General features: G+C 36.9%; 19 protein-coding genes. All 19 read left to right on the plus strand.

Going from position 1 to position 20,902, the window contains the following annotated elements:
* Window position 1 precedes the first annotated feature (1 nt).
* The 19 genes from CZ490_RS05115 (at window position 2) to miaB (ending at window position 20,902) form a co-directional block, all read left to right on the plus strand.
* Window positions 2–1,471, plus strand: coding sequence for a sodium:solute symporter family protein (locus tag CZ490_RS05115; protein WP_077617882.1), 1,470 nt, complete (start codon window positions 2–4; stop codon window positions 1,469–1,471).
* A 169-nt stretch (window positions 1,472–1,640) separates the two neighbouring features.
* Window positions 1,641–2,921, plus strand: coding sequence for an EF-P 5-aminopentanol modification-associated protein YfmF (gene yfmF, locus CZ490_RS05120; protein ID WP_077617883.1), 1,281 nt, complete (start codon window positions 1,641–1,643; stop codon window positions 2,919–2,921).
* A complete protein-coding gene (gene yfmH / locus CZ490_RS05125) occupies window positions 2,921–4,210 on the plus strand; it encodes an EF-P 5-aminopentanol modification-associated protein YfmH (protein WP_077617884.1) in 1,290 nt (429 codons plus the stop codon). The genes yfmF and yfmH overlap by 1 nt, the downstream gene beginning before the upstream one ends.
* 48 nt (window positions 4,211–4,258) lie before the next feature.
* Window positions 4,259–4,984, plus strand: a complete 726-nt coding sequence (ymfI, locus tag CZ490_RS05130) for an elongation factor P 5-aminopentanone reductase (protein ID WP_077617885.1) — start codon at window positions 4,259–4,261, stop codon at window positions 4,982–4,984.
* A gap of 83 nt (window positions 4,985–5,067) precedes the next feature.
* Window positions 5,068–5,313 carry a DUF3243 domain-containing protein gene (locus CZ490_RS05135; protein ID WP_077617886.1) on the plus strand — a complete coding sequence of 82 codons (246 nt, stop codon included), beginning with the start codon at window positions 5,068–5,070 and terminating at the stop codon, window positions 5,311–5,313.
* 232 nt (window positions 5,314–5,545) lie between these two features.
* Window positions 5,546–6,331, plus strand: coding sequence for a YmfK family protein (locus CZ490_RS05140; RefSeq protein WP_077617887.1), 786 nt, complete (start codon window positions 5,546–5,548; stop codon window positions 6,329–6,331).
* Between the two features lie 86 nt (window positions 6,332–6,417).
* On the plus strand, window positions 6,418–7,329 hold the full coding sequence (locus tag CZ490_RS05145) for a helix-turn-helix domain-containing protein (protein WP_077617888.1): 912 nt from the start codon (window positions 6,418–6,420) through the stop codon (window positions 7,327–7,329).
* A gap of 101 nt (window positions 7,330–7,430) precedes the next feature.
* The gene (pgsA, locus tag CZ490_RS05150) at window positions 7,431–8,009 is read left to right on the plus strand and encodes a CDP-diacylglycerol--glycerol-3-phosphate 3-phosphatidyltransferase (RefSeq protein WP_077617889.1); all 579 of its coding nucleotides are present in this window, start codon (window positions 7,431–7,433) and stop codon (window positions 8,007–8,009) included.
* A 17-nt stretch (window positions 8,010–8,026) separates the two neighbouring features.
* The gene (locus tag CZ490_RS05155) at window positions 8,027–9,265 is read left to right on the plus strand and encodes a competence/damage-inducible protein A (protein WP_077617890.1); all 1,239 of its coding nucleotides are present in this window, start codon (window positions 8,027–8,029) and stop codon (window positions 9,263–9,265) included.
* A 156-nt stretch (window positions 9,266–9,421) separates the two neighbouring features.
* Window positions 9,422–9,610 carry a hypothetical protein gene (locus tag CZ490_RS05160; protein WP_077617891.1) on the plus strand — a complete coding sequence of 63 codons (189 nt, stop codon included), beginning with the start codon at window positions 9,422–9,424 and terminating at the stop codon, window positions 9,608–9,610.
* The gene (locus CZ490_RS05165) at window positions 9,607–10,257 is read left to right on the plus strand and encodes a DsbA family oxidoreductase (RefSeq protein WP_077617892.1); all 651 of its coding nucleotides are present in this window, start codon (window positions 9,607–9,609) and stop codon (window positions 10,255–10,257) included. The genes CZ490_RS05160 and CZ490_RS05165 overlap by 4 nt, the downstream gene beginning before the upstream one ends.
* Window positions 10,258–10,521: 264 nt before the next feature.
* The gene (gene recA / locus CZ490_RS05170; protein WP_077617893.1) at window positions 10,522–11,565 is read left to right on the plus strand and encodes a recombinase RecA; all 1,044 of its coding nucleotides are present in this window, start codon (window positions 10,522–10,524) and stop codon (window positions 11,563–11,565) included.
* A 525-nt stretch (window positions 11,566–12,090) separates the two neighbouring features.
* On the plus strand, window positions 12,091–13,653 hold the full coding sequence (gene rny, locus CZ490_RS05175) for a ribonuclease Y (RefSeq protein ID WP_077617894.1): 1,563 nt from the start codon (window positions 12,091–12,093) through the stop codon (window positions 13,651–13,653).
* Window positions 13,654–13,788: 135 nt separating this feature from the next.
* Entirely contained in the window at window positions 13,789–14,583 is a 795-nt protein-coding gene (locus tag CZ490_RS05180; protein ID WP_077617895.1) for a TIGR00282 family metallophosphoesterase, read from the plus strand.
* 317 nt (window positions 14,584–14,900) lie between these two features.
* Window positions 14,901–15,161 (plus strand): stage V sporulation protein SpoVS, encoded by a 261-nt coding sequence (spoVS, locus tag CZ490_RS05185; RefSeq protein ID WP_029281188.1) that lies wholly within the window; start codon window positions 14,901–14,903, stop codon window positions 15,159–15,161.
* 145 nt (window positions 15,162–15,306) lie between these two features.
* On the plus strand, window positions 15,307–16,191 hold the full coding sequence (locus CZ490_RS05190) for a dipeptidase (RefSeq protein WP_234987290.1): 885 nt from the start codon (window positions 15,307–15,309) through the stop codon (window positions 16,189–16,191).
* 326 nt (window positions 16,192–16,517) lie between these two features.
* Window positions 16,518–18,254, plus strand: coding sequence for a 2-oxoacid:acceptor oxidoreductase subunit alpha (locus CZ490_RS05195; RefSeq protein WP_077617897.1), 1,737 nt, complete (start codon window positions 16,518–16,520; stop codon window positions 18,252–18,254).
* A 2-nt stretch (window positions 18,255–18,256) separates the two neighbouring features.
* A complete protein-coding gene (locus CZ490_RS05200; protein WP_077617898.1) occupies window positions 18,257–19,123 on the plus strand; it encodes a 2-oxoacid:ferredoxin oxidoreductase subunit beta in 867 nt (288 codons plus the stop codon).
* 249 nt (window positions 19,124–19,372) lie between these two features.
* Entirely contained in the window at window positions 19,373–20,902 is a 1,530-nt protein-coding gene (gene miaB / locus CZ490_RS05205; protein WP_077617899.1) for a tRNA (N6-isopentenyl adenosine(37)-C2)-methylthiotransferase MiaB, read from the plus strand.

Raw genomic sequence — 20,902 nt, forward strand, 5'->3', positions numbered from 1 at the left:
AATGAGTGCAAACATTGTTTGGTGGGGAATAGTTATTTATGTTGCTCTAGCCGTATATATTGCTTATTTATCTCGAAGTGAAAAGCAGGTAAATATGGAAGGGTATTTTTTAGGAAACAGAAAAATGAATGGTTTTGTTTCTGCTCTAAGTTATAGTGCTACAACCTATAGTGCATTTATGATGGTTGGTTTAGCTGGTTTGACTTATCGAGGTGGTGTCGGAGCTTTAGGTTTTGAAATTATATATTTTATTGGTGTTTCACTAGTTGCCTTTTTTGGTCCTCGATTTTGGATAGTAGGAAAGAAATATGGTTATGTAACACCATCCGAGATGTTAGGTGATCGCTACAATGATAAAAGAGTCGCCGCTATTATCTCAATTTCTAGTTGTATTTTTCTTATCCCTTACAGTGCTGTTCAATTAGCGGGTGTAGGTTATTTACTAGAGGGAATGACAAATGGTGGAATTTCTTTTACAACAGGTGCAATTTTAGCTACAGTATTAGCATTAATTTTTACATATATTTCAGGTATCCGTTCAGTAATGTGGACAGATTCCCTTCAGGCACTTGTAATGATTGTATCATCTAGTTTAGTTGTCATTTTAGTAGTAAATGCTCTAGGCGGGTTTGGAAGTTTCTTTAGTGAATTAAGGACTAACCATCCAGAGTCGTTAACCGTTCCTGGAAACGGATATTTCAGCTTCCCAACCTTTCTATCTTTAACCATTCCCTGGATTTTCTTTAGTCTTTCAAATCCTCAAGTGAGCCAGCGATTATACATGCCAGCATCCTTAGGAGACTTACGTAAAATGTTATTAGGGTTCCTAGGTTTTGGTTTTATTTATACAATTGTTTCTGTTATGTGGGGGTATTCAGCTATATTAATATTCCCAGGACTTAAGAATCCCGATGTTGCAACTCCAAATCTACTTTCATCGGAATATGTACCAGTGATATTAGGTGTTATTGTGATGGTGTCGATTATGGCAGCTGCTATTTCAACAATTGATTCAATCTTGTTGACACTCTCTTCGTTATTTGCAAGAGATGTTTATGGCATGTCGTTAAAACGTAAGGATGAACAACGACAGTTAAAGGTAGGTAAATTTGTAATTCCAGTAATTGCTGTTCTTGCATATGGCTTTGCTGAATTACAGTTAGATTTAATAGCGGTACTGTCAGTTGCATCCTCTGCAGGCTTAATCGTTGTCGTTCCAGCAATCATAGGTGCTTTTTTCTGGAGAAGGGGTACAGCGGCGGGAGTTATTTTAAGTGTAACGATAAGTGGAGCCGTTGTGATTTTTTTGGAAGCTCTGCAGCTTAAGCCATTTGGATATGGTTCGGGTGTTTGGGGGCTTCTACTTTCCATCCTGATCTATGTTGTTGTAAGTTACATGACGAAAGCACCTGAAAAGAAGGCAAATGAATTCTTAACATATTTAAAAACCGAACTTGCAAAAAATCAATAAACAAAGGACAAACCGGTTACGGTTTGTTTTTTTTATATAAGGAAAATCTTGGAGCCAAAACTTGAATTTATTGCTAATTTGAGGTTATAGTGATTTTAAGATTAAATAAACGGTTTTAGTTGAAAAATAGCCATATAGGATTTGGAATGACCAAAAAGGAGGCTGTTACATGTTTTTACTGGACGAAACTGAGCAAAAAGTCAATGGCTTAACTCTCCATACGATTCATACAGATAAATTTAAAACAAATACAATTGTGCTTAGAATGAAAGCTCCATTGGATGAAGAAAATGTAACACAAAGAGCATTATTACCTTATGTTTTGCAAAGTGCAACACCTAGCTATCCGCAAACAACCCTATTACGATCTTATTTGGATGAATTATACGGTGCAGTTTTATATGTGGACCTAGCAAAAAAAGGGGAACACCATATTATTACTTTCTTCATGGAAGTTGCTAACGAAATTTTCTTAAAGGACCAAACACCACTTCTAGATAAAGCGCTAACGTTGTTACAGGAAATTGTACTTTCCCCGGTCACTGAAAATGGAGCCTTTAAAAGCGAGATTATTGAGAAAGAGAAACGTAGCTTAAAACAACGGATTCAAGCCGTCTACGATGATAAAATGAGGTATTCAAATTTACGATTAATTGAAGAAATGTGTAAAGATGAGCCCTATCATCTTCATGTAAATGGACGAATTGAGGATCTTGAGGTTATTTCTGCTGAATCTCTCTATGCCTATTATCAAAAAGCAATCGCAGAGGATGAAATTGATTTATATATTATCGGTCATATTGATTCAGCGAAGGTAGCTGAAACAGTGTCATCAACATTTAATTTTTCCGATAGAAACGTGCGTTTACAACCGGAAGCAAAAACAAAACATGTTGCTGAAGTTAATGAAGTCATCGAAAAGCAAGATGTAAAACAAGGAAAACTCAATATTGGGTTTAGAACAAATACCACGTATAGTGATTCAGACTATGATGCTCTCCAAGTGTTTAATGGAATTTTTGGCGGGTTTTCACATTCTAAATTATTTATAAATGTTCGCGAAAAAGAAAGTTTAGCGTACTACGCGGCGTCACGTGTAGAAAGTCATAAAGGGCTTCTAATGGTGATGTCAGGAATCGACGCTGCAAATTATGAACGTGCAGTTACCATCATTAAGGAACAAATGAAGGCAATGATCGACGGAGATTTTACTGATGAAGTCCTGGCTCAAACAAAAGCGGTGATTAGAAACCAGTTATTAGAAACGATTGATACATCAAGAGGGATTGCAGAGGTATTATACCACAATGTTGTCTCTTCAAAATCGAGAAAGCTTGAGGAATGGATAGCTGGAATTGAGGCAGTTACGAAGGAGGAAGTAGTCAATGTTGCAAAGAAAATTGAACTTGATACCATCTACTTCCTTACTGGATTGGAGGGCGGCAAGTAATGGAAAAAATCACATTTGATCAATTACAAGAGGATCTTTTTCATGAAAAGCTTGAGAATGGCCTTAATGTCTACATCCTCCCAAAAAAGGGTTTTAACAAAACGTATGCAACCTTCACCACAAATTATGGCTCTGTAGATAATCAATTTGTACCTTTAGGTAAAGATGAATTTGTTCATGTACCCGATGGAATTGCTCACTTTTTAGAACATAAGTTATTTGAGAAAGAAGATGGGGATGTATTCCAGGATTTTAGTAAACAAGGTGCATCAGCAAATGCGTTTACGTCATTTACAAGAACGGCCTATCTTTTTTCAAGTACATCTAATGTTGAATTAAACCTTGAAACCTTAATTGACTTTGTTCAAAGTCCGTATTTTACCGAGAACACTGTCGAAAAAGAAAAAGGAATTATCGGTCAAGAGATTACGATGTATGATGACAATCCGGATTGGAGACTCTATTTTGGTGTTATTGAAAATATGTATAAAAACCATCCTGTACGCATCGATATAGCCGGTACGATTGACTCTATTGCAAAAATAACAAAAGACATGCTTTACGAATGTTATGAAACCTTCTATCACCCAAGTAATATGGTGTTATTTGTAGTTGGTCCAATCGAACCAGAAAAAATCATAGAACAAATACGATCAAACCAAGCGAAAAAGGATTATAAGGATCAATCAGAGATTAATCGTCATTTTGAAGATGAGCCTGTAGAAGTGAATGAAAAGAAGAAAGTGCTTGAAATGAATGTCCAGTCCTCAAAATGTATGGTAGGTGTAAAAGCTTTAAATCCAACCCTTCGTGGCAATGAATTGCTAAAACGGGAATTATCGATTACGATTATTTTAGATTGGTTATTTGGAAAGAGCTCAAAACATTATCAAGCACTCTATGACGAAGGTTTAATTGATGATACCTTTACGTACGATTATACGGAAGAACTAGGATTTGGCTTTGCTGTTATTGGGGGAGATACATCCAACCCAGATGAATTATCTTCAAGAGTTAGAACTATTATGCTTTCCAGTAAGGGTGCAGCGATAACTTCGGAAGAACTTGAACGAGTTAAAAAGAAAAAAATTGGAGCCTTTTTACGTTCTCTAAATTCACCGGATTACATTGCAAACCAATTCACGAGATACGCATTTAATGATATGAATTTATTCGATGTGGTGCCAGTGATGGAAAGTCTGACTGTCGATGATATAACGCATACAGTGAATGAATTTTTTGATGAGATTCGAATGACAGAGTGCCAAGTTGTACCTAAAAAACAATGAGTTGTAAGCATCCTTTAACTAAAGGATGCTTTTTTAAGGGGAATGGTTATGAAAAAATATGCATTAGTAACGGGTGCAAGCGGAGGTATTGGAGGTGCAATTGCGAAAAAGCTTGCATATTGTGGTTATTTGCTATACCTCCATTATAATCAAAATGAACAAGCTGTTATTAAAGTAGCAGAGGAATTAAAGCATATTGGAGTAGAGACATATCTTGTTAAAGCTGATTTAAGTCAACCAGAAGGTGTCGAGGTGCTCGTTAACCAGATTCAGCATCCGATTGATACAATCATCCACAATTCAGGTAAAAGCGTATACGGCCTCATGACCGATTTTAATCAGCAAACTGTGGATTATATGGTTCAATTACATATAAGTACACCATATATGCTTACAAAAGCTTTGCTCCCTACCATGATTACAAAGAAAAGTGGTAATATTATCGTTATTTCTTCAATCTGGGGTATCGCGGGTGCTTCATGTGAGGTCCTTTATTCGATGGTAAAGGGCGGACAAATTTCGTTTGTCAAAGCACTAGCTAAAGAAGTTGCTTTAAGTGGAATTCGTGTTAACGCTGTTGCACCAGGTGCAATACACACAAATATGCTTCAAGAGTTTACAGAAGAGGATATACAAGGAATAAGTAATGAAATCCCTATGGGGAGAATAGGAGAGCCAAGTGAAGTAGCAAATGCTGTGGCATTTTTACTTTCAAATAAGGCTTCTTATATTACTGGGCAAGTTCTTTCTGTAAATGGTGGCTGGTACTGTTAAGTAGTCATTACTTAACTTTTACGAATAATTTAGTTTACAATTGACAAACTAACTATGTACTAACCTAATAAGGAGGGTCACTTATGTCAGTATTAGATAACTTTGAAGAGTGGAAAGATTTTTTAGGTGATCGCTTGCAGCATGCAAAGTCTGAGGGAATGGATCAAAACGTAATCAATAACATGGCTCATCAACTAGGTGACTACCTAGCAAGTGAAGTTGAGCCAAAAAATGCTCAAGAAAAAGTATTACGAGACCTTTGGAATGTCGCTTCAGAAGAAGAGCAACAAGCGATTGCAAATGTAATGGTTAAGCTTGTCCAAGGGTAAGTAGATTACACAAAAACTAGAGAGGATTTTCCTCTCTTTTTTGTTTATGCATAATAAATCTAAATTTCACCACTTTATAAAACAAAGAAAACGTTTACTTCAATAAAATTAACTTAATTTTATTATCCCCTACTATAAAATATCAATTGATTAGTTTATAATGAAAATGATGCTTGAATTCTAAATTGGTAATAATATCCACAAATCGTTAGTGGCGAGGGGCTGGGACACTTTGGAGAAAAAAGAGTGGTATTTGGAATATGAAATAGCAAAAAATCGCCCTGGACTTCTTGGTGATATTTCTTCTCTACTAGGAATGCTTTCGATAAATATTGTTACAATAAATGGTGTAGATGATCGTAGAAGGGGCATGCTTTTATTAAGTGATAATAATGAGCAAATTGAGAGACTTGAATCAATTTTACATACAATGGATACGATAAACGTCACAAAATTAAGGGAGCCCAAGTTACGTGATAAGCTTGCTGTAAGACATGGTAGATATATTCAACGAGATGGTGATGATAAAAAGACATTTCGTTTTACTCGAGACGAACTAGGTCTACTCGTTGACTTCATGGCTGAACTAATTAAACAAGAGGGCCATAAGCTTATTGGGATTCGAGGCATGCCAAGGGTCGGTAAGACAGAATCAGTTGTTGCGGCAAGTGTGTGTGCACATAAAAAATGGTTATTTGTTTCCTCGACATTACTAAAACAAACAGTGAGAAATGAGCTTATTCAGGATGAGTATAATGTTGATAATCTTTTTATAATAGATGGCATTGTTTCTACAAAGCGTGCAACAGAAAGGCATCTGCAGCTAGTAAGGGAAATAATGAGGTTGCCCGCTGTTAAATTAGTAGAACATCCTGATATATTTGTACGTTACACAGAGTATTCATTGAAGGATTTTGATTATATCATTGAACTCCGAAATGATCCTGAAGAGGAAATTACATACGATATTGAAGACCAACAGTTTTCACAATCTGATTTTTCAGGTTTTGATTTTTGATAAGATGAAACTAAATCTTTACTAAAAAAGGTTAAAAGTGCTAATATTATGAACGCGAATACGCCTTGAAGTGGTAGGTGAAAATAATGACTGAATTAGGATCTCGACTTAAAGAAGCTAGGGAACAAAGGGATTTAAGTTTAGATGACTTACAACAAATGACAAAAATTCAAAAAAGGTATCTAGTTGGGATTGAAGAAGGTAATTATAATGTAATGCCTGGAAAATTCTATATCCGAGCATTTATTAAACAGTATGCAGAGGCGGTAGGATTAAATCCAGAGCAATTATTTGAGGAGTTTAAATCCGAGATTCCTGGAACAAATACCGATGAAATTCCTGAACAAATATCAAGAGTAAAATCGAGAAGACAACTACCAACGTCTAACTCAAAAATTATAGACAAAGTCCCAATGATTATATTGGCACTTTTCCTCCTTGGTGGTGCAATGACCATCTATTGGTTTGTATCTAAAAAGGATGTTGCACAGGAACCTGAAAAGCAAATCGAAAATCAGGCGACAGAGTATGAAGAATCGAATGAGCCACCTCCTACTCCTACTGAACCAAAGGAAGAGCCAGGTGAAGAGGAACAGGTAGCGGGTGAGACGGACAATGATCCTTCTCAAGAAGATGAGGAATCTTCCGACGAAACAACTACTCAGGAGTTAGTTGAAGTTGAAAAGGAAAAAAGTACTGCAACCTATGAATTAAAAAATACGGATTCATTTAAAGTGAAACTCACAGCCAAAGAAGGTGGTCAAGCGTGGGTTGCTGTCACAAATAGACAAAATGAAAGATTTGTCTGGAAAAACATTGCTGATGGTCAGTCAGAGGAAGTGGACTTAACTAACCAATCTGAAATTAATTTTAATATTGGAAGGTCAGCAGATCTTGCAATCGAAATAAATGGTGAACCATTCCAATATCCATTTAGCACTGGCGAAGTTGTTCAACAAATATTTACCATTAAATTTACTCCTGAAACAGCGGAATAACAAAAAAAGTCATCATTCTGATGGCTTTTTGTTTCTTATAAGTGGTATTATCACTATTGTAGATATTTTAGTATATTTTAGTATTTCTTGGAGGTATGAACGTGAATTTACCAAATAAAATTACTGTAGCAAGGATTTGTTTAATTCCACTCTTTTTAATTGTAATGTTTGTTCCATTTGGTTGGGGAGATGTTGCGATAGGCTCAATGTCCATACCAATAGCCCACTTGGTAGGTGCAATTATTTTTATAGTTGCTTCAAGTACAGATTGGATTGATGGTCATTTGGCTCGAAAGCATAACTTAGTAACAAACTTGGGGAAATTTCTAGACCCACTAGCGGACAAGCTACTTGTTTGTGCTGCATTAGTTAGTCTAGTACAGTTTGGTCTAGCCCCTGCTTGGATGGTTGTAATTATTATAAGTAGAGAATTTGCTGTAACCGGATTACGTTTGTTATTAGCTGAAGGTGGAGAGGTTTCTGCTGCCAAGATGCTTGGGAAAATTAAAATGTGGGCTCAAGTAGTGGCTGTTTCGGCCCTTCTGTTACATAATTGGCCGTTTGAATTCCTTTCAATCCCGTTTGATATGATTGCCCTTTGGATTGCAGTTATTTTTACGGTTATTTCTGGTTGGGATTATTTTGCAAAGAACAAAGGAGTCTTTGTTAACTCCAAATAGGATGGTGACTTTATCTAATGAATGCTGAAATAATTGCTGTTGGCTCTGAGCTCCTATTGGGTCAAATCGCTAATACAAATGCTCAATTCCTTTCAAAACAATTAGCTGAGTTAGGAATCAATGTTTATTTCCACACAGTCGTTGGTGACAATTCTAATCGTTTAGAGGAAGCAATTAAAATCTCCCAATCTCGTTCAGACTTAATCATTTTTACAGGTGGTTTAGGACCAACAAAGGATGATTTAACAAAAGAGACAATCGCAAAGGTATTAGGTAAAAAGCTCACCTTTGATGAGGATGCATTACGTAGTATAGAAGATTACTTTAAAAAGACAAATCGACATATGACAGAGAATAATAAAAAACAGGCACTTGTGTTAGAAGGGTCTAAGATTCTCCCGAATGACCATGGTATGGCACCTGGTATGGGCCTTGAAGTAGATAAGAAAACATATATGCTATTCCCGGGGCCTCCAAAAGAGCTTAATCCAATGTTCTTATCGTATGGATCCCCATTCTTATTAAATTCACTAGGTGCTGTCGAACGAATTGAATCAAGAGTATTGCGTTTCTTTGGTATTGGAGAATCACAGCTTGAAACGGAGATCGAGGATTTAATTGATAATCAATCGAACCCTACGATAGCGCCTTTGGCGAGCGATGGTGAAGTGACCATTCGATTAACAGCAAAGCATAGCTCACTTGACACTGCTAATAAATTATTGGATGAGACTGAGGAGCAAATTCTAAAAAGAGTAGGAACGTTCTTTTACGGATATAATTCGACGTCGTTAGTCAATGAACTTATGAATCAACTCAAAGATAAGAAATATACGATAGCTAGTGCTGAAAGCTTAACAGGAGGATTGTTCGCTGAAGAACTTACCAATTTAGCGGGTTCCTCATCCGTAGTAAAGGGTGGAGTTGTGTGCTATACGAACGAAGTAAAGGAACATGTACTACATGTTAAGAAAGAAACTCTCGATACAGATGGGGCTGTTAGTCACTCGACAGCAGAAGAACTTGCGGAGAATGTAAAGAGTCTCTTAAACTCTGATATTGGGATTAGTTTTACAGGTGTAGCGGGTCCTGGTGAATCGGAGGGTAAACCAGTAGGGACAGTGTATATCGGAATCTCCATTTTAGATCAACCAACAAAGGTGTACTCATTAAAGTTAGCAGGTTCCCGTCAAGGAATACGAACGAGAACGGTTAAATATGGTTTTTATTATTTACTACAATTATTAAACGCATAAGACAGGTAAGCATTCAAAAAGACGATTAATGGATCGTCTTTTTTTAGTTGACAGTAGAGTAAATAATATAAATTTTACTCCTTGGTTCAATTATTAGAAATCATGAGGAAATTCATTTAAACTAATTATAGTGGAAATAGTAAGGAGGAATACTTGATGTTAAATGACAAGCAAGACAATCCTGTAACAGGCCCAATCGAAGGCAAAGATAAAGGAGTTTTGAAAGAACAAAATGGCAACAAGAAGTTAAAAAGCTTGAACTTTGACAGTTCCTCAGGTTTTATCTGTGATATCAATACTGGAATCTGTGGTCCGGTAACTCAAAAGAAAGAGGGAGAAAAATGAAGATAACAATATGGTCGGATTTTGTGTGTCCTTTCTGTTTTATAGGAGAATCACATCTTGACAAAGCATTAGAGAAATTTAGCCATGCCCAAGAAGTTGAAATAGAATATAAAAGCTTTTTATTAATGCCAGACGCAAAATATGTTCCTGGTCAAGATTACGCTGAAACCTTCTCGAGTATGAAGGGAGTACCGATAGAGCAAGCTAGGACAATGCTTAAACAAGTGACTGATATGGGGAAAAATTCAGGAGTTGAAATCAACTATGATATAGCTAAGTTGACCAGCACGTATGATACTCATCGCGTCTTCCAGTATGCTAAGGAACAAGGAAAAGGTAATGAATTTTTCAATCGCTTTTATGCTGCCCATTTTACGGAAGGTGAGATTTTAAGTGATACTGAAACAATTGTTCGATTAGCAGAAGAGTTAGGTCTTGATAGCACCGAAGTACGTAGAATCATCACGGATAATAATGAAAATACCGATAAGGTAACAAATGATATCTCTGAGGCTCGTTCAGTTGGTGTGCAAGGAGTTCCTTTTTTTGTTATTGATGACAAGTATGCTGTATCTGGCGCTCAACCAGTTGAAGTGTTCAATCAAGTTTTAGATAAAGTATGGGAAGAGGAATATACGAAGAAATAACGTACGGTAGTGGAGTAGATTATGAAATAGCGTAGGTTATCAAATTTACGCTATTTTTTATTATGTGTAAAATTTTTAAAGAGATAAAAACCAAATTTGATGGTCTCTAATTCTGTGAAAATATGATTTTTATCTATTTAAAAATGGGATATATGGAAAAAACTATTAACGAAAATAATCGAATGAATGTTCGATTTTTTGCTTGTTAAATCGAACAAAACATTGTATAGTAATAATAGTTTCACGAATAAAGGAGGAAATATAGTGAGTGATCGTCAAGCGGCCTTAGAAATGGCATTGAAGCAGATAGAGAAACAGTTTGGTAAGGGCTCAATCATGAAGCTTGGAGAACAAACTGATCGTAGAATTTCCACTATATCAAGTGGTTCACTAGCAGTAGACGTAGCATTAGGTGTTGGAGGATATCCAAGAGGACGGATAATTGAAATATATGGACCAGAAAGCTCTGGTAAAACAACTGTAGCACTTCATGCGATTGCTGAAGTACAAAAAACTGGTGGACAAGCAGCGTTTATTGACGCGGAACATGCGCTTGATCCAGCATATGCACAAAAATTAGGTGTAAACATTGACGAACTATTATTATCGCAGCCTGACACTGGTGAACAAGCATTAGAAATAGCTGAAGCATTAGTACGTAGTGGTGCAGTCGATATTTTAGTAGTTGACTCTGTTGCAGCACTTGTTCCAAAAGCGGAAATTGAAGGTGAAATGGGTGACTCCCATATGGGTCTGCAAGCCCGCTTAATGTCACAAGCACTACGTAAGCTTTCAGGTGCAATTAATAAATCAAATACAATTGCTATTTTCATTAACCAAGTCCGTGAAAAAATTGGGGTTATGTTCGGAAACCCAGAAACAACACCAGGCGGACGTGCGCTTAAATTCTATTCTTCTGTAAGACTAGAGGTTCGACGTGCGGAACAATTAAAACAAGGCAATGAACTTGTTGGTAATAGAACAAAAGTGAAGGTTGTTAAAAATAAAGTAGCACCACCATTTAAAACAGCTGAAGTAGACATTATGTACGGAGAAGGAATTTCAATTGAGGGTGAAATCATTGATATCGGTTCGGAACTCGATATCGTCCAAAAGAGTGGCTCTTGGTATTCTTATAATGAAGAAAGAGTTGGTCAGGGTCGCGAAAATGCGAAACAATTCTTAAAAGAAAACCCTGATGTTCGTAATGAAATCCTTCAGCAAATTAGAAACCATTATGGACTTGATGGTGTTTTAGTTGCCCCTGAAGAAGATAAAGAGCAAGAAGAATTTGATTTACTAGACTAAACATGTGATATTGAGGCGCAACAAACTGTGCCTCTCTTCTTTTATTATGCAGAAAAAATAATCCTCCTCTATTACTCCCCCATAACGCAAAAACACAATTTAACTACTTAAAATTTCCATTTTCATGTAACACTATTTCTGACAGGTCTTGACAATAAAATTTCACACATTTACAATTAAAATGTATATTTTACATTTTGTTAGAATTAAAACGTTAGAAGCAAAACTCGGTTTGAGCTTTTGCTATTCAGACCCGGAGTAGTCTGAGCTGCTTTCGGTCGCAACCTAAGAATCTGATTAGCTTAAAAAGCCTTTGTGCTGTATATTGTCTAATTTTATTCAGCAGACTTATAAACACTGTTGGATAAAGTTAAGCCTTAGGCGTAGACATGCGATTTTCAATGGAAGTTTTCGAGCAGGCTCGAAAAAAATCTGGGCGCTAATACGTCAAGGCGCATTTGATTATGTACATGCCGACATTTTGATCTAGCAAGAAAAAGTTTATAGCAAGAGGAGGTGAAGAAGATGGATCCCATTTCTATAATCATCTCCGCTTTGTTTGGCCTAATCGTCGGTGCGATTGTTGGCTTTTATGTTCGTAAGTCTATTGCCGAAACTAAAATTGCTGGTGCAAAAAGTGTTGCCGAACAAATTATTGAAGATGCAAATAGAGAAGCAGATTCTTTAAAGAAGGAAGCACTATTAGAGGCAAAGGATGAAATTCACAAACTTCGTACAGAGGCCGAAAAGGAAATCCGTGATCGAAGAAACGAACTACAAAAACAAGAAAATCGTTTATTGCAGAAGGAAGAGAACCTTGATCGCAAGGATGAAACATTAGATAAACGTGAATCCATGTTAGAAAAGAAAGAGGATTCTCTCGCTCAAAGACAACAGCATATTGAAGAGATGGAAAGCAAAGTGGAAGAGATGGTGCATAATCAACAAGCTGAACTTGAGCGTATTTCTAGCTTAACACGTGAAGAAGCAAAGCAAATCATCCTTGAACGTATTGAAAATGAGCTTTCCCATGATATAGCTATGATGGTGAAAGAGGCAGAAAATCGTGCAAAGGAAGAATCTGATAAGAAAGCAAAAGAAGTACTTTCGCTTGCTATTCAAAGATGTGCCGCTGATCATGTTGCAGAAACTACAGTATCTGTAGTGAACTTGCCAAATGATGAGATGAAGGGACGTATTATCGGTCGAGAAGGAAGAAACATTCGTACCCTTGAAACATTAACGGGTATTGACCTTATCATTGATGATACACCAGAGGCAGTTATTTTATCCGGCTTTGACCCAATTCGTCGTGAAACAGCAAGAATCGCACTTGAAAAACTTGTTCAAGACGGACGTATTCACCCTGCGCGTATTGAAGAGATGGTTGATAAATCGAGACGTGAAGTGGATGAGTATATTCGTGAAGTGGGTGAACAAACAACCTTTGAGGTTGGTGTTCATGGACTCCATCCGGATTTAATTAAGATTTTAGGTCGCTTGAAGTATCGTACAAGCTATGGCCAAAATGTCTTAAAACACTCAATGGAAGTATCAATCTTAGCAGGCCTAATGGCTGCTGAGTTAGGTGAAGATGAAACATTAGCTCGTCGTGCTGGACTCTTACACGACATCGGTAAAGCTATTGACCATGAAGTGGAAGGTAGCCATGTTGAAATTGGAGTAGAGCTAGCTACGAAATATAAAGAGCACCCAGTGGTTATCAATAGTATTGCTTCCCACCATGGTGACACAGAGCCGACATCAATTATTGCTGTGTTAGTTGCAGCAGCCGATGCTCTATCTGCGGCAAGACCTGGTGCAAGAAGTGAGACACTTGAGAACTATATACGTCGCCTAGAAAAGCTAGAGGAGATTTCAGAATCCTATGAAGGTGTCGAAAAATCCTTTGCAATTCAAGCTGGGCGTGAAGTTAGAATAATTGTGAAACCTGATACGATTGATGATTTAAATGCGCACCGATTAGCTCGTGATATCCGCAAGCGAATCGAAGAAGAGTTAGATTATCCGGGTCATATCAAGGTAACTGTTATTCGTGAAACAAGAGCAGTTGAATATGCAAAATAAAAATAAAGTGGTCGTTTTTGACCACTTTATTTTTTTTGTTTTGAAGCTTCTCACACGTCTGTCATTGAAAAAATCTTCTTTGGCGTTGAGATTTTTTAATTTTTATGATTCACTTATGTTGAAAGGGGCTTTTACATGAAGATTTTATTTATTGGTGATGTAGTCGGTTCACCAGGAAGAGCTATGATTCACGAATATCTTCCTAAACTGAAGGCGAAATTCCATCCTGCACTTACAATCGTAAATGGAGAAAATGCAGCATCAGGTAGAGGAATTACTAAAAAAATCTATAACCAATTTCTCGAAAATGGTGCTGGGGCTATTACCCTTGGTAATCATGCATGGGATAATAAAGATATTTTCGAATTTATCGATACTGCGAAAAATTTGGTGCGACCAGCGAATTTCCCTGAAGGTACTCCAGGCCAAGGGATCATATACAGTAAAGTGAATGGACAAGAGGTTGCTATTATTAACTTACAAGGAAGGACATTTCTTCCTGCCATTGATGATCCTTTTAAAAGGTGCGATGAACTAATTAAACAAGCGAAAAAACGAACTTCTATTATTTTTGTGGATTTTCATGCCGAAGCAACAAGTGAAAAAATTGCAATGGGCTGGTACCTCGATGGAAGGGTAACTGCTGTTGTTGGAACACATACACATGTACAAACAGCTGACAATCGTGTTTTACCACAAGGTACTGCATTTATCACCGATGTGGGCATGACAGGCCCTTACGATGGAATTTTGGGTATGGAAAAAGAAGCTGTAATTCATAGATTTAAAACGGCGTTACCAGTTCGATTCGAGGTTGTTGAAGGAAGAACACAATTAAATGGAGTCGTTGTTGATGTAGATACTAAGAGCGGTAAGGCAAAGGGAATCCAACGAATTCTCATTAACGACGATCATCCGTTTTTTGATTAATTATTTTTTAACCAAGATACTTTGTAGATATCTTGGTTTTTTCATGTTATATTTAAGTTTTTGAATTTTTCGAAAAAGATTAGAAACAAGCAGGAATACTGATAGTTTCTAGTGAATATAGTAGTTATGGGATGATTATTGTTGTTCAAAAGGACTCGGTAATCCCTGGTTGAATAGATATCCTCTGGTAGATTTGGCGATGTATATACTTATAAAAAAATATAAGAAACTCGCATAAGATACTAGCGGTGATCTAGTTTGTATGGTTCTACCGATCACTCAGGGAAACATTGTAAAGAACAAGGAGGAAAGTAGAAATGGAAATATTAAAAGTTTCAGCAAAATCTAATCCTAATTCTGTAGCAGGAGCGCTTGCAGGTGTATTGCGTGAGAGGGGAGCTGCAGAAATCCAAGCGATTGGTGCAGGTGCATTAAATCAGGCAGTGAAGGCAGTAGCGATAGCCAGAGGGTTTGTGGCACCGAGTGGAGTGGACCTGATTTGTATTCCGGCATTTACTGATATTTTAATTGATGGTGAAGAAAGAACCGCGATAAAATTAATTATTGAACCACGATAATTATATGTACACCTATATAAAGTGGTCAAGTGACGGGTAATGACCTGTTTGTCCAGTGAGACAGACAGGTATTTTTGTGTAAAATAAGAGAAAGGAGTGACGTGATGTGAAAATATTCGATGCACATTCAGATGTACTATATAAAATGTGGATGGATCCCACGATTGACTTTAAAGACTCAGCTAACTTACACATTACCTATAACCGACTAAAAGCATCGGGGAGTAAGGTGCAATGTTTTGCTATTTATATACCTGAAGAGGTTAAACCTGAAAGCAGATTTGAAGTAGCGTTAGAGATGGTTGAAATCTTTTATACGAAAATTGTTGCTCCATTTCCATTATTAAAACTAGTTAGGACAAAGGAAGATATTTTAGCCTTAAAAGAAGAAGAAATAGGTGTACTGTTAACATTAGAAGGCTGTGACGCAATTGAACAAAGCATAGTGAGGCTCCAGTCATTATTAAGACTTGGGGTGTCTTCTGTGGGCTTAACATGGAATTATGCTAATTATGTTGCAGATGGCGTTGGAGAGCCGCGTGGAGGTGGATTATCCACCTTTGGGACCGAAGTGGTTAGAGAGCTTAACCTGGCGTCAGTATGGACAGATGTATCTCATTTATCGGTAAGGGGATTTTGGGATGTCATTGAAGTAGCTGATTATCCTATTGCTTCTCATTCAAATGCGAAGGCAATATGCAACCATCGTCGTAATTTAGATAATGAACAAATTGAAGCCCTAATAAAAAAGAATGGCATGATCGGAATTACATTTGTACCGCAATTTTTAAGTAGTCATGGTCATGCATCAATAAATGATGTATTAAGACATCTAGACTACATCTGTTCGTTAGGTGGGGAGAATCATGTGGGGTTTGGCTCTGACTTTGACGGTATAACAGATACGACGTCAGGTCTTGAGAACTTTTCGGGATATGAAGCCCTTATTAATATGCTACTAAAACATTACTCCGAAAATCAGGTAAAAAAATTCTTGTTTAACAATTTTATGGGGACATTGCCAATATAAAAAAATCATTTTATTTGGCTGTAATATAAAATTTATTGAAAAGTATAAAAATATTCATTTTTCTTCACAATTTACTGGCTAAGGGTTGCTTTTTTTCGTTGATAGGTCTAGAATTGAAAGCGTTTAGTACATATCCAACAGTATAAAAATGGACATCATTTTACACTTCGATTTTGGGGTTCTTTTCCACTTTTGAACTTAAAAAAGTCCAATTTCATTTAAATAGAATTTACATAAGAAATAAAAATTCAGCTCGGTTGGAAAGTGCTATTCGCTGCTCATCTTAAAATATCTTATTTAGAATGTATTCCAAAGGGGTGTAAGTCATGATCAATCAACTTTCGTGGAAAGTTGGCGGACAACAAGGCGAGGGAATTGAGAGTACAGGGGAAATCTTTTCCATAGCGCTAAACCGTCTAGGCTACTATTTATACGGTTATCGCCACTTTTCATCACGTATTAAAGGTGGACATACGAATAACAAAATTCGTGTAAGTACAACTCAAGTTCGTGCTATCTCTGATGATCTTGATATTTTAGTAGCTTTTGATCAGGAAACTATTGATTTTAATTTCCATGAATTACGCGATGGTGGAGTCGTATTAGCGGATGCGAAATTTGGACCGACTATTCCTGAAAACACCAATGTACATTTATTTTCCGTACCTTTTACTGAAATCGCAACTGAACTAGGAACATCGTTAATGAAAAACATGGTTGCGATTGGCGCAACTAGCACATTGCTAGATCTGGAATTAAGCGTTTATCTTAATGTGGTAGAGGAAATATTTGGTCGAAAAGGCCAGCAAGTTGTAGAAAAAAATATGGAAGCAATCAAGGCTGGTGCTGAATTTTTAAATAATCAACTGAGCGAAGACATTAAAATGAAGCTAGAAAAAGCTGATGGAAAGCAACGTATGTTCATGATTGGTAATGATGCAATTGCTTTAGGTGCTCTAGCAGGTGGTGCAAGATTTATGCCTGCATATCCAATTACACCAGCTTCTGAAATTATGGAATACTTAATTAGCAAATTACCTGATTTTGGTGGTACAGTAATTCAAACCGAGGATGAAATCGCTGCATGTACAATGGCAATTGGATCCAACTATGCTGGGGTTCGTGCATTTACGGCTTCTGCCGGACCTGGATTATCGTTAATGATGGAATCAATTGGACTTTCAGGTATTACAGAAACACCACTTGTCATTATTGATACACAACGTGGAGGTCCAAGTACAGGTCTTCCAACAAAGCAAGAACAATCGGACTTAATGGCAATGATTTATGGGACTCATGGTGAAATACCTAAGATTGTCATGGCTCCAAGTACTGTTCAGGAAGCATTTTATGACATTATTGAAGCATTTAATCTTGCTGAAGAATATCAATGTCCAGTCATTTTCTTAACAGATTTACAACTTTCACTTGGTAAGCAAACAGTTGAACCCCTTGATTATTCAAAAATTGAGATTAGACGTGGTAATCTTATCCTTAAAGATGAATTACCTGAATTAGAGAATAAAGAGTATTTTAGGCGCTATGAAGTAACGGAAAGCGGAGTGTCTCCACGTGTAGTACCTGGTGTCAAAAATGGAATTCACCATGTAACAGGTGTTGAACATAATGAACAAGGAAAACCGTCTGAGGTTGCAGGTAACCGTATTAATCAAATGGAAAAACGACTTAAAAAAATCAATAATATACAATTTAAGACTCCGGTCCATAAAGATGTGAAGCATGAGGATGCAGACCTGTTAGTTGTTGGCTTCAATTCAACTCGCGGTGCGATTGAAGAAGCAATGACTCGGCTTGAGAATGATGGTATTAAAGTGAACCATGCTCAAATTCGTTTGATCCATCCGTTCCCAACTGATGAAGTGTTACCTTTAGTTCAATCTGCTAAAAAAGTAATGGTAGTTGAAAATAATGCAACTGGTCAGCTCGCAAACATTATGAAGATGAATGTAGGACATGCAGATAAGATTACTAGTTTCTTAAAATATGACGGTAATCCATTCCTACCTCATGAGGTTCACACAAAATGTAAGGAGTTGTTCTAAATATGGCGACATTTAAAGACTTTCGTAATAATGTAAAACCAAACTGGTGCCCAGGGTGTGGGGACTTCTCCGTACAAGCAGCAATTCAACGTGCTGCAGCGAATATTGGTCTGGAGCCTGAACAGCTAGCGGTTATATCTGGAATCGGATGTTCTGGACGTATCTCTGGATACATTAATGCATATGGATTGCACGGAATTCACGGGCGTTCTTTACCAATTGCCCAAGGTGTAAAAATGGCAAACCGTGATTTAACTGTTATTGCTTCAGGGGGGGATGGTGACGGATATGCAATTGGAATGAGCCACACAATTCATGCAATCCGTCGTAATGTCGATATCACATACATTGTTATGGATAACCAAATCTATGGACTAACCAAGGGTCAGACTTCACCTAGAAGTGAAATGGGCTTTAAAACAAAGAGTACCCCAAAAGGATCAATTGAATCTGCCCTTTCAGTCATGGAGATGGCGTTAACTGCTGGAGCTACTTTTGTAGCACAAAGCTTCTCAACAGATCTTAAGGATTTAACTGCTCTAATCGAAGCAGGAATCAAACATAAAGGATTCTCCTTAATCAATGTGTTCAGCCCATGTGTTACGTATAACAAAGTCAACACATATGATTGGTTTAAGGAAAACCTTACAAAACTCGCTGATGTGGAAGGTTATGATCCTTCAGACCGTTCACTAGCGATGCAAACTTTAATGAAAAATAACAGTCTTGTAACAGGTCTTATCTATCAAAACACAGAAAAGCCTTCCTACCAAGAACTTGTACATGGATACAGTGAGACACCACTTGTACACGCCGATTTGAATTTGAATGAGGAAAAATTCAACAAGTTAGTCTCAGAATTTATGTAAATTATCAATCGTAGAACCCTACTAGAGGTTTTTCTCTAAGTAGGGTTTTATGATTTGTCTAATAGTGGGAGTATCTGCTTTTCTTATATCTTTACTCGTTGTTTGTTGAATGATAGAATAGGCATGTGTATCTTGTCTAAAAATGTACATTTTTCTACAATTATATGGTTTTATTGTATTAAAACTTGTTAAACCTTATACTAGTTAAATGTGTAGGTTTGTAGCGTAACTAGAGGAAGGAGATCTAACATGAACGAAAAACAGCGTCTTGAAAGTACTCAAGTAAAACCTGCGGACAAAAAATCCGAAAAGGATTACAGCCAGTATTTTCAATCCGTTTATCAACCACCTTCATTAAAAGATGCGAAGAAACGTGGTAAAGAACAAGTAAATTACTTAAAAGAATTTTCAATTCCTGAGGACATGATTCATGCAGGAAAAGGAAAACGCTTTTTAATCCGTACGTACGGGTGTCAAATGAATGAACATGATACGGAGGTAATGGCAGGTATTTTTATGGAAATGGGCTATGAGCCTACTGAAAATACTGAGGATGCTGATATTATCTTACTAAATACATGTGCGATTCGTGAAAATGCAGAAAACAAAGTATTTGGTGAACTTGGTCATCTTAAACCATTAAAATTAGAAAATCCAAATCTAATCATCGGTGTTTGTGGATGTATGTCCCAAGAAGAGTCAGTTGTTAATAAAATTCTTGAAAAGCACCAATTTGTTGATATGATCTTCGGTACCCATAATATTCACCGCCTTCCTTACATCGTAAAAGAAGCAATGTTCAGTAAAGAAATGGTTGTTGAAGTATGGTCCAAAGAAGGGGACATCATTGAGAACCTTCCAAAAGTACGTAAAGGTAATATTAAGGGTTGGGTAAACATTATGTACGGTTGCGACAAATTCTGTACGTATTGTATCGTACCTTACACACGCGGTAAGGAGCGTAGCCGTCGTCCTGAGGATATTATTGAAGAAGTACGTCACTTAGCAAGGCAAGGCTATCAAGAGATTACGTTACTTGGTCAAAATGTAAATGCCTATGGTAAGGATTTTGAAGATGTTAAATACGGTTTAGGAGACTTAATGGACGAATTGCGTAAGATTGATATACCACGTATTCGCTTCACAACAAGTCATCCTCGTGATTTCGATGATCATTTAATTGAGGTTCTTGCTAAAGGTGGCAACCTTATGGAGCATATCCATCTGCCAGTTCAGTCAGGAAGCTCACAAGTTTTAAAGTTAATGTCTCGAAAGTACACAAGAGAATCATATTTAGAGCTTGTTAGAAAAATGAAGGAACAAATTCCGAATGCTTCCTTTACTACGGATATTATTGTTGGATTCCCGAATGAAACGGATGAACAATTTGAAGAGACTATGTCTCTATATAGAGAAGTAGAATTTGATTCTGCCTATACATTCATCTATTCACCACGTGAAGGAACACCTGCAGCAAAAATGGAAGACAACATTCCGATGGAAGTGAAAAAGGAACGACTTCAACGACTAAATGCATTGGTTAATGAAATTTCAGCAAAGAAAAATCTTGCATACAAAGATCAAATAGTGGATGTGCTTGTTGAAGGTGAGAGCAAAAATAATCCTGAAGTATTAGCAGGTTATACGAGTAAAAATAAACTAGTTAACTTCAGAGGTCCAAAATCTGCGATAGGTAAAATTGTAAAAGTGAAAATTACTCAAGCAAAAACATGGACACTAGATGGAGAAATGATTGAGGAAGCGGTAGAGGTGAACTAA

Source organism: Litchfieldia sinesaloumensis (assembly GCF_900156865.1).
In the GTDB taxonomy this organism is placed as follows: Bacteria; Bacillota; Bacilli; order Bacillales; family Bacillaceae_L; genus Ferdinandcohnia; species Ferdinandcohnia sinesaloumensis.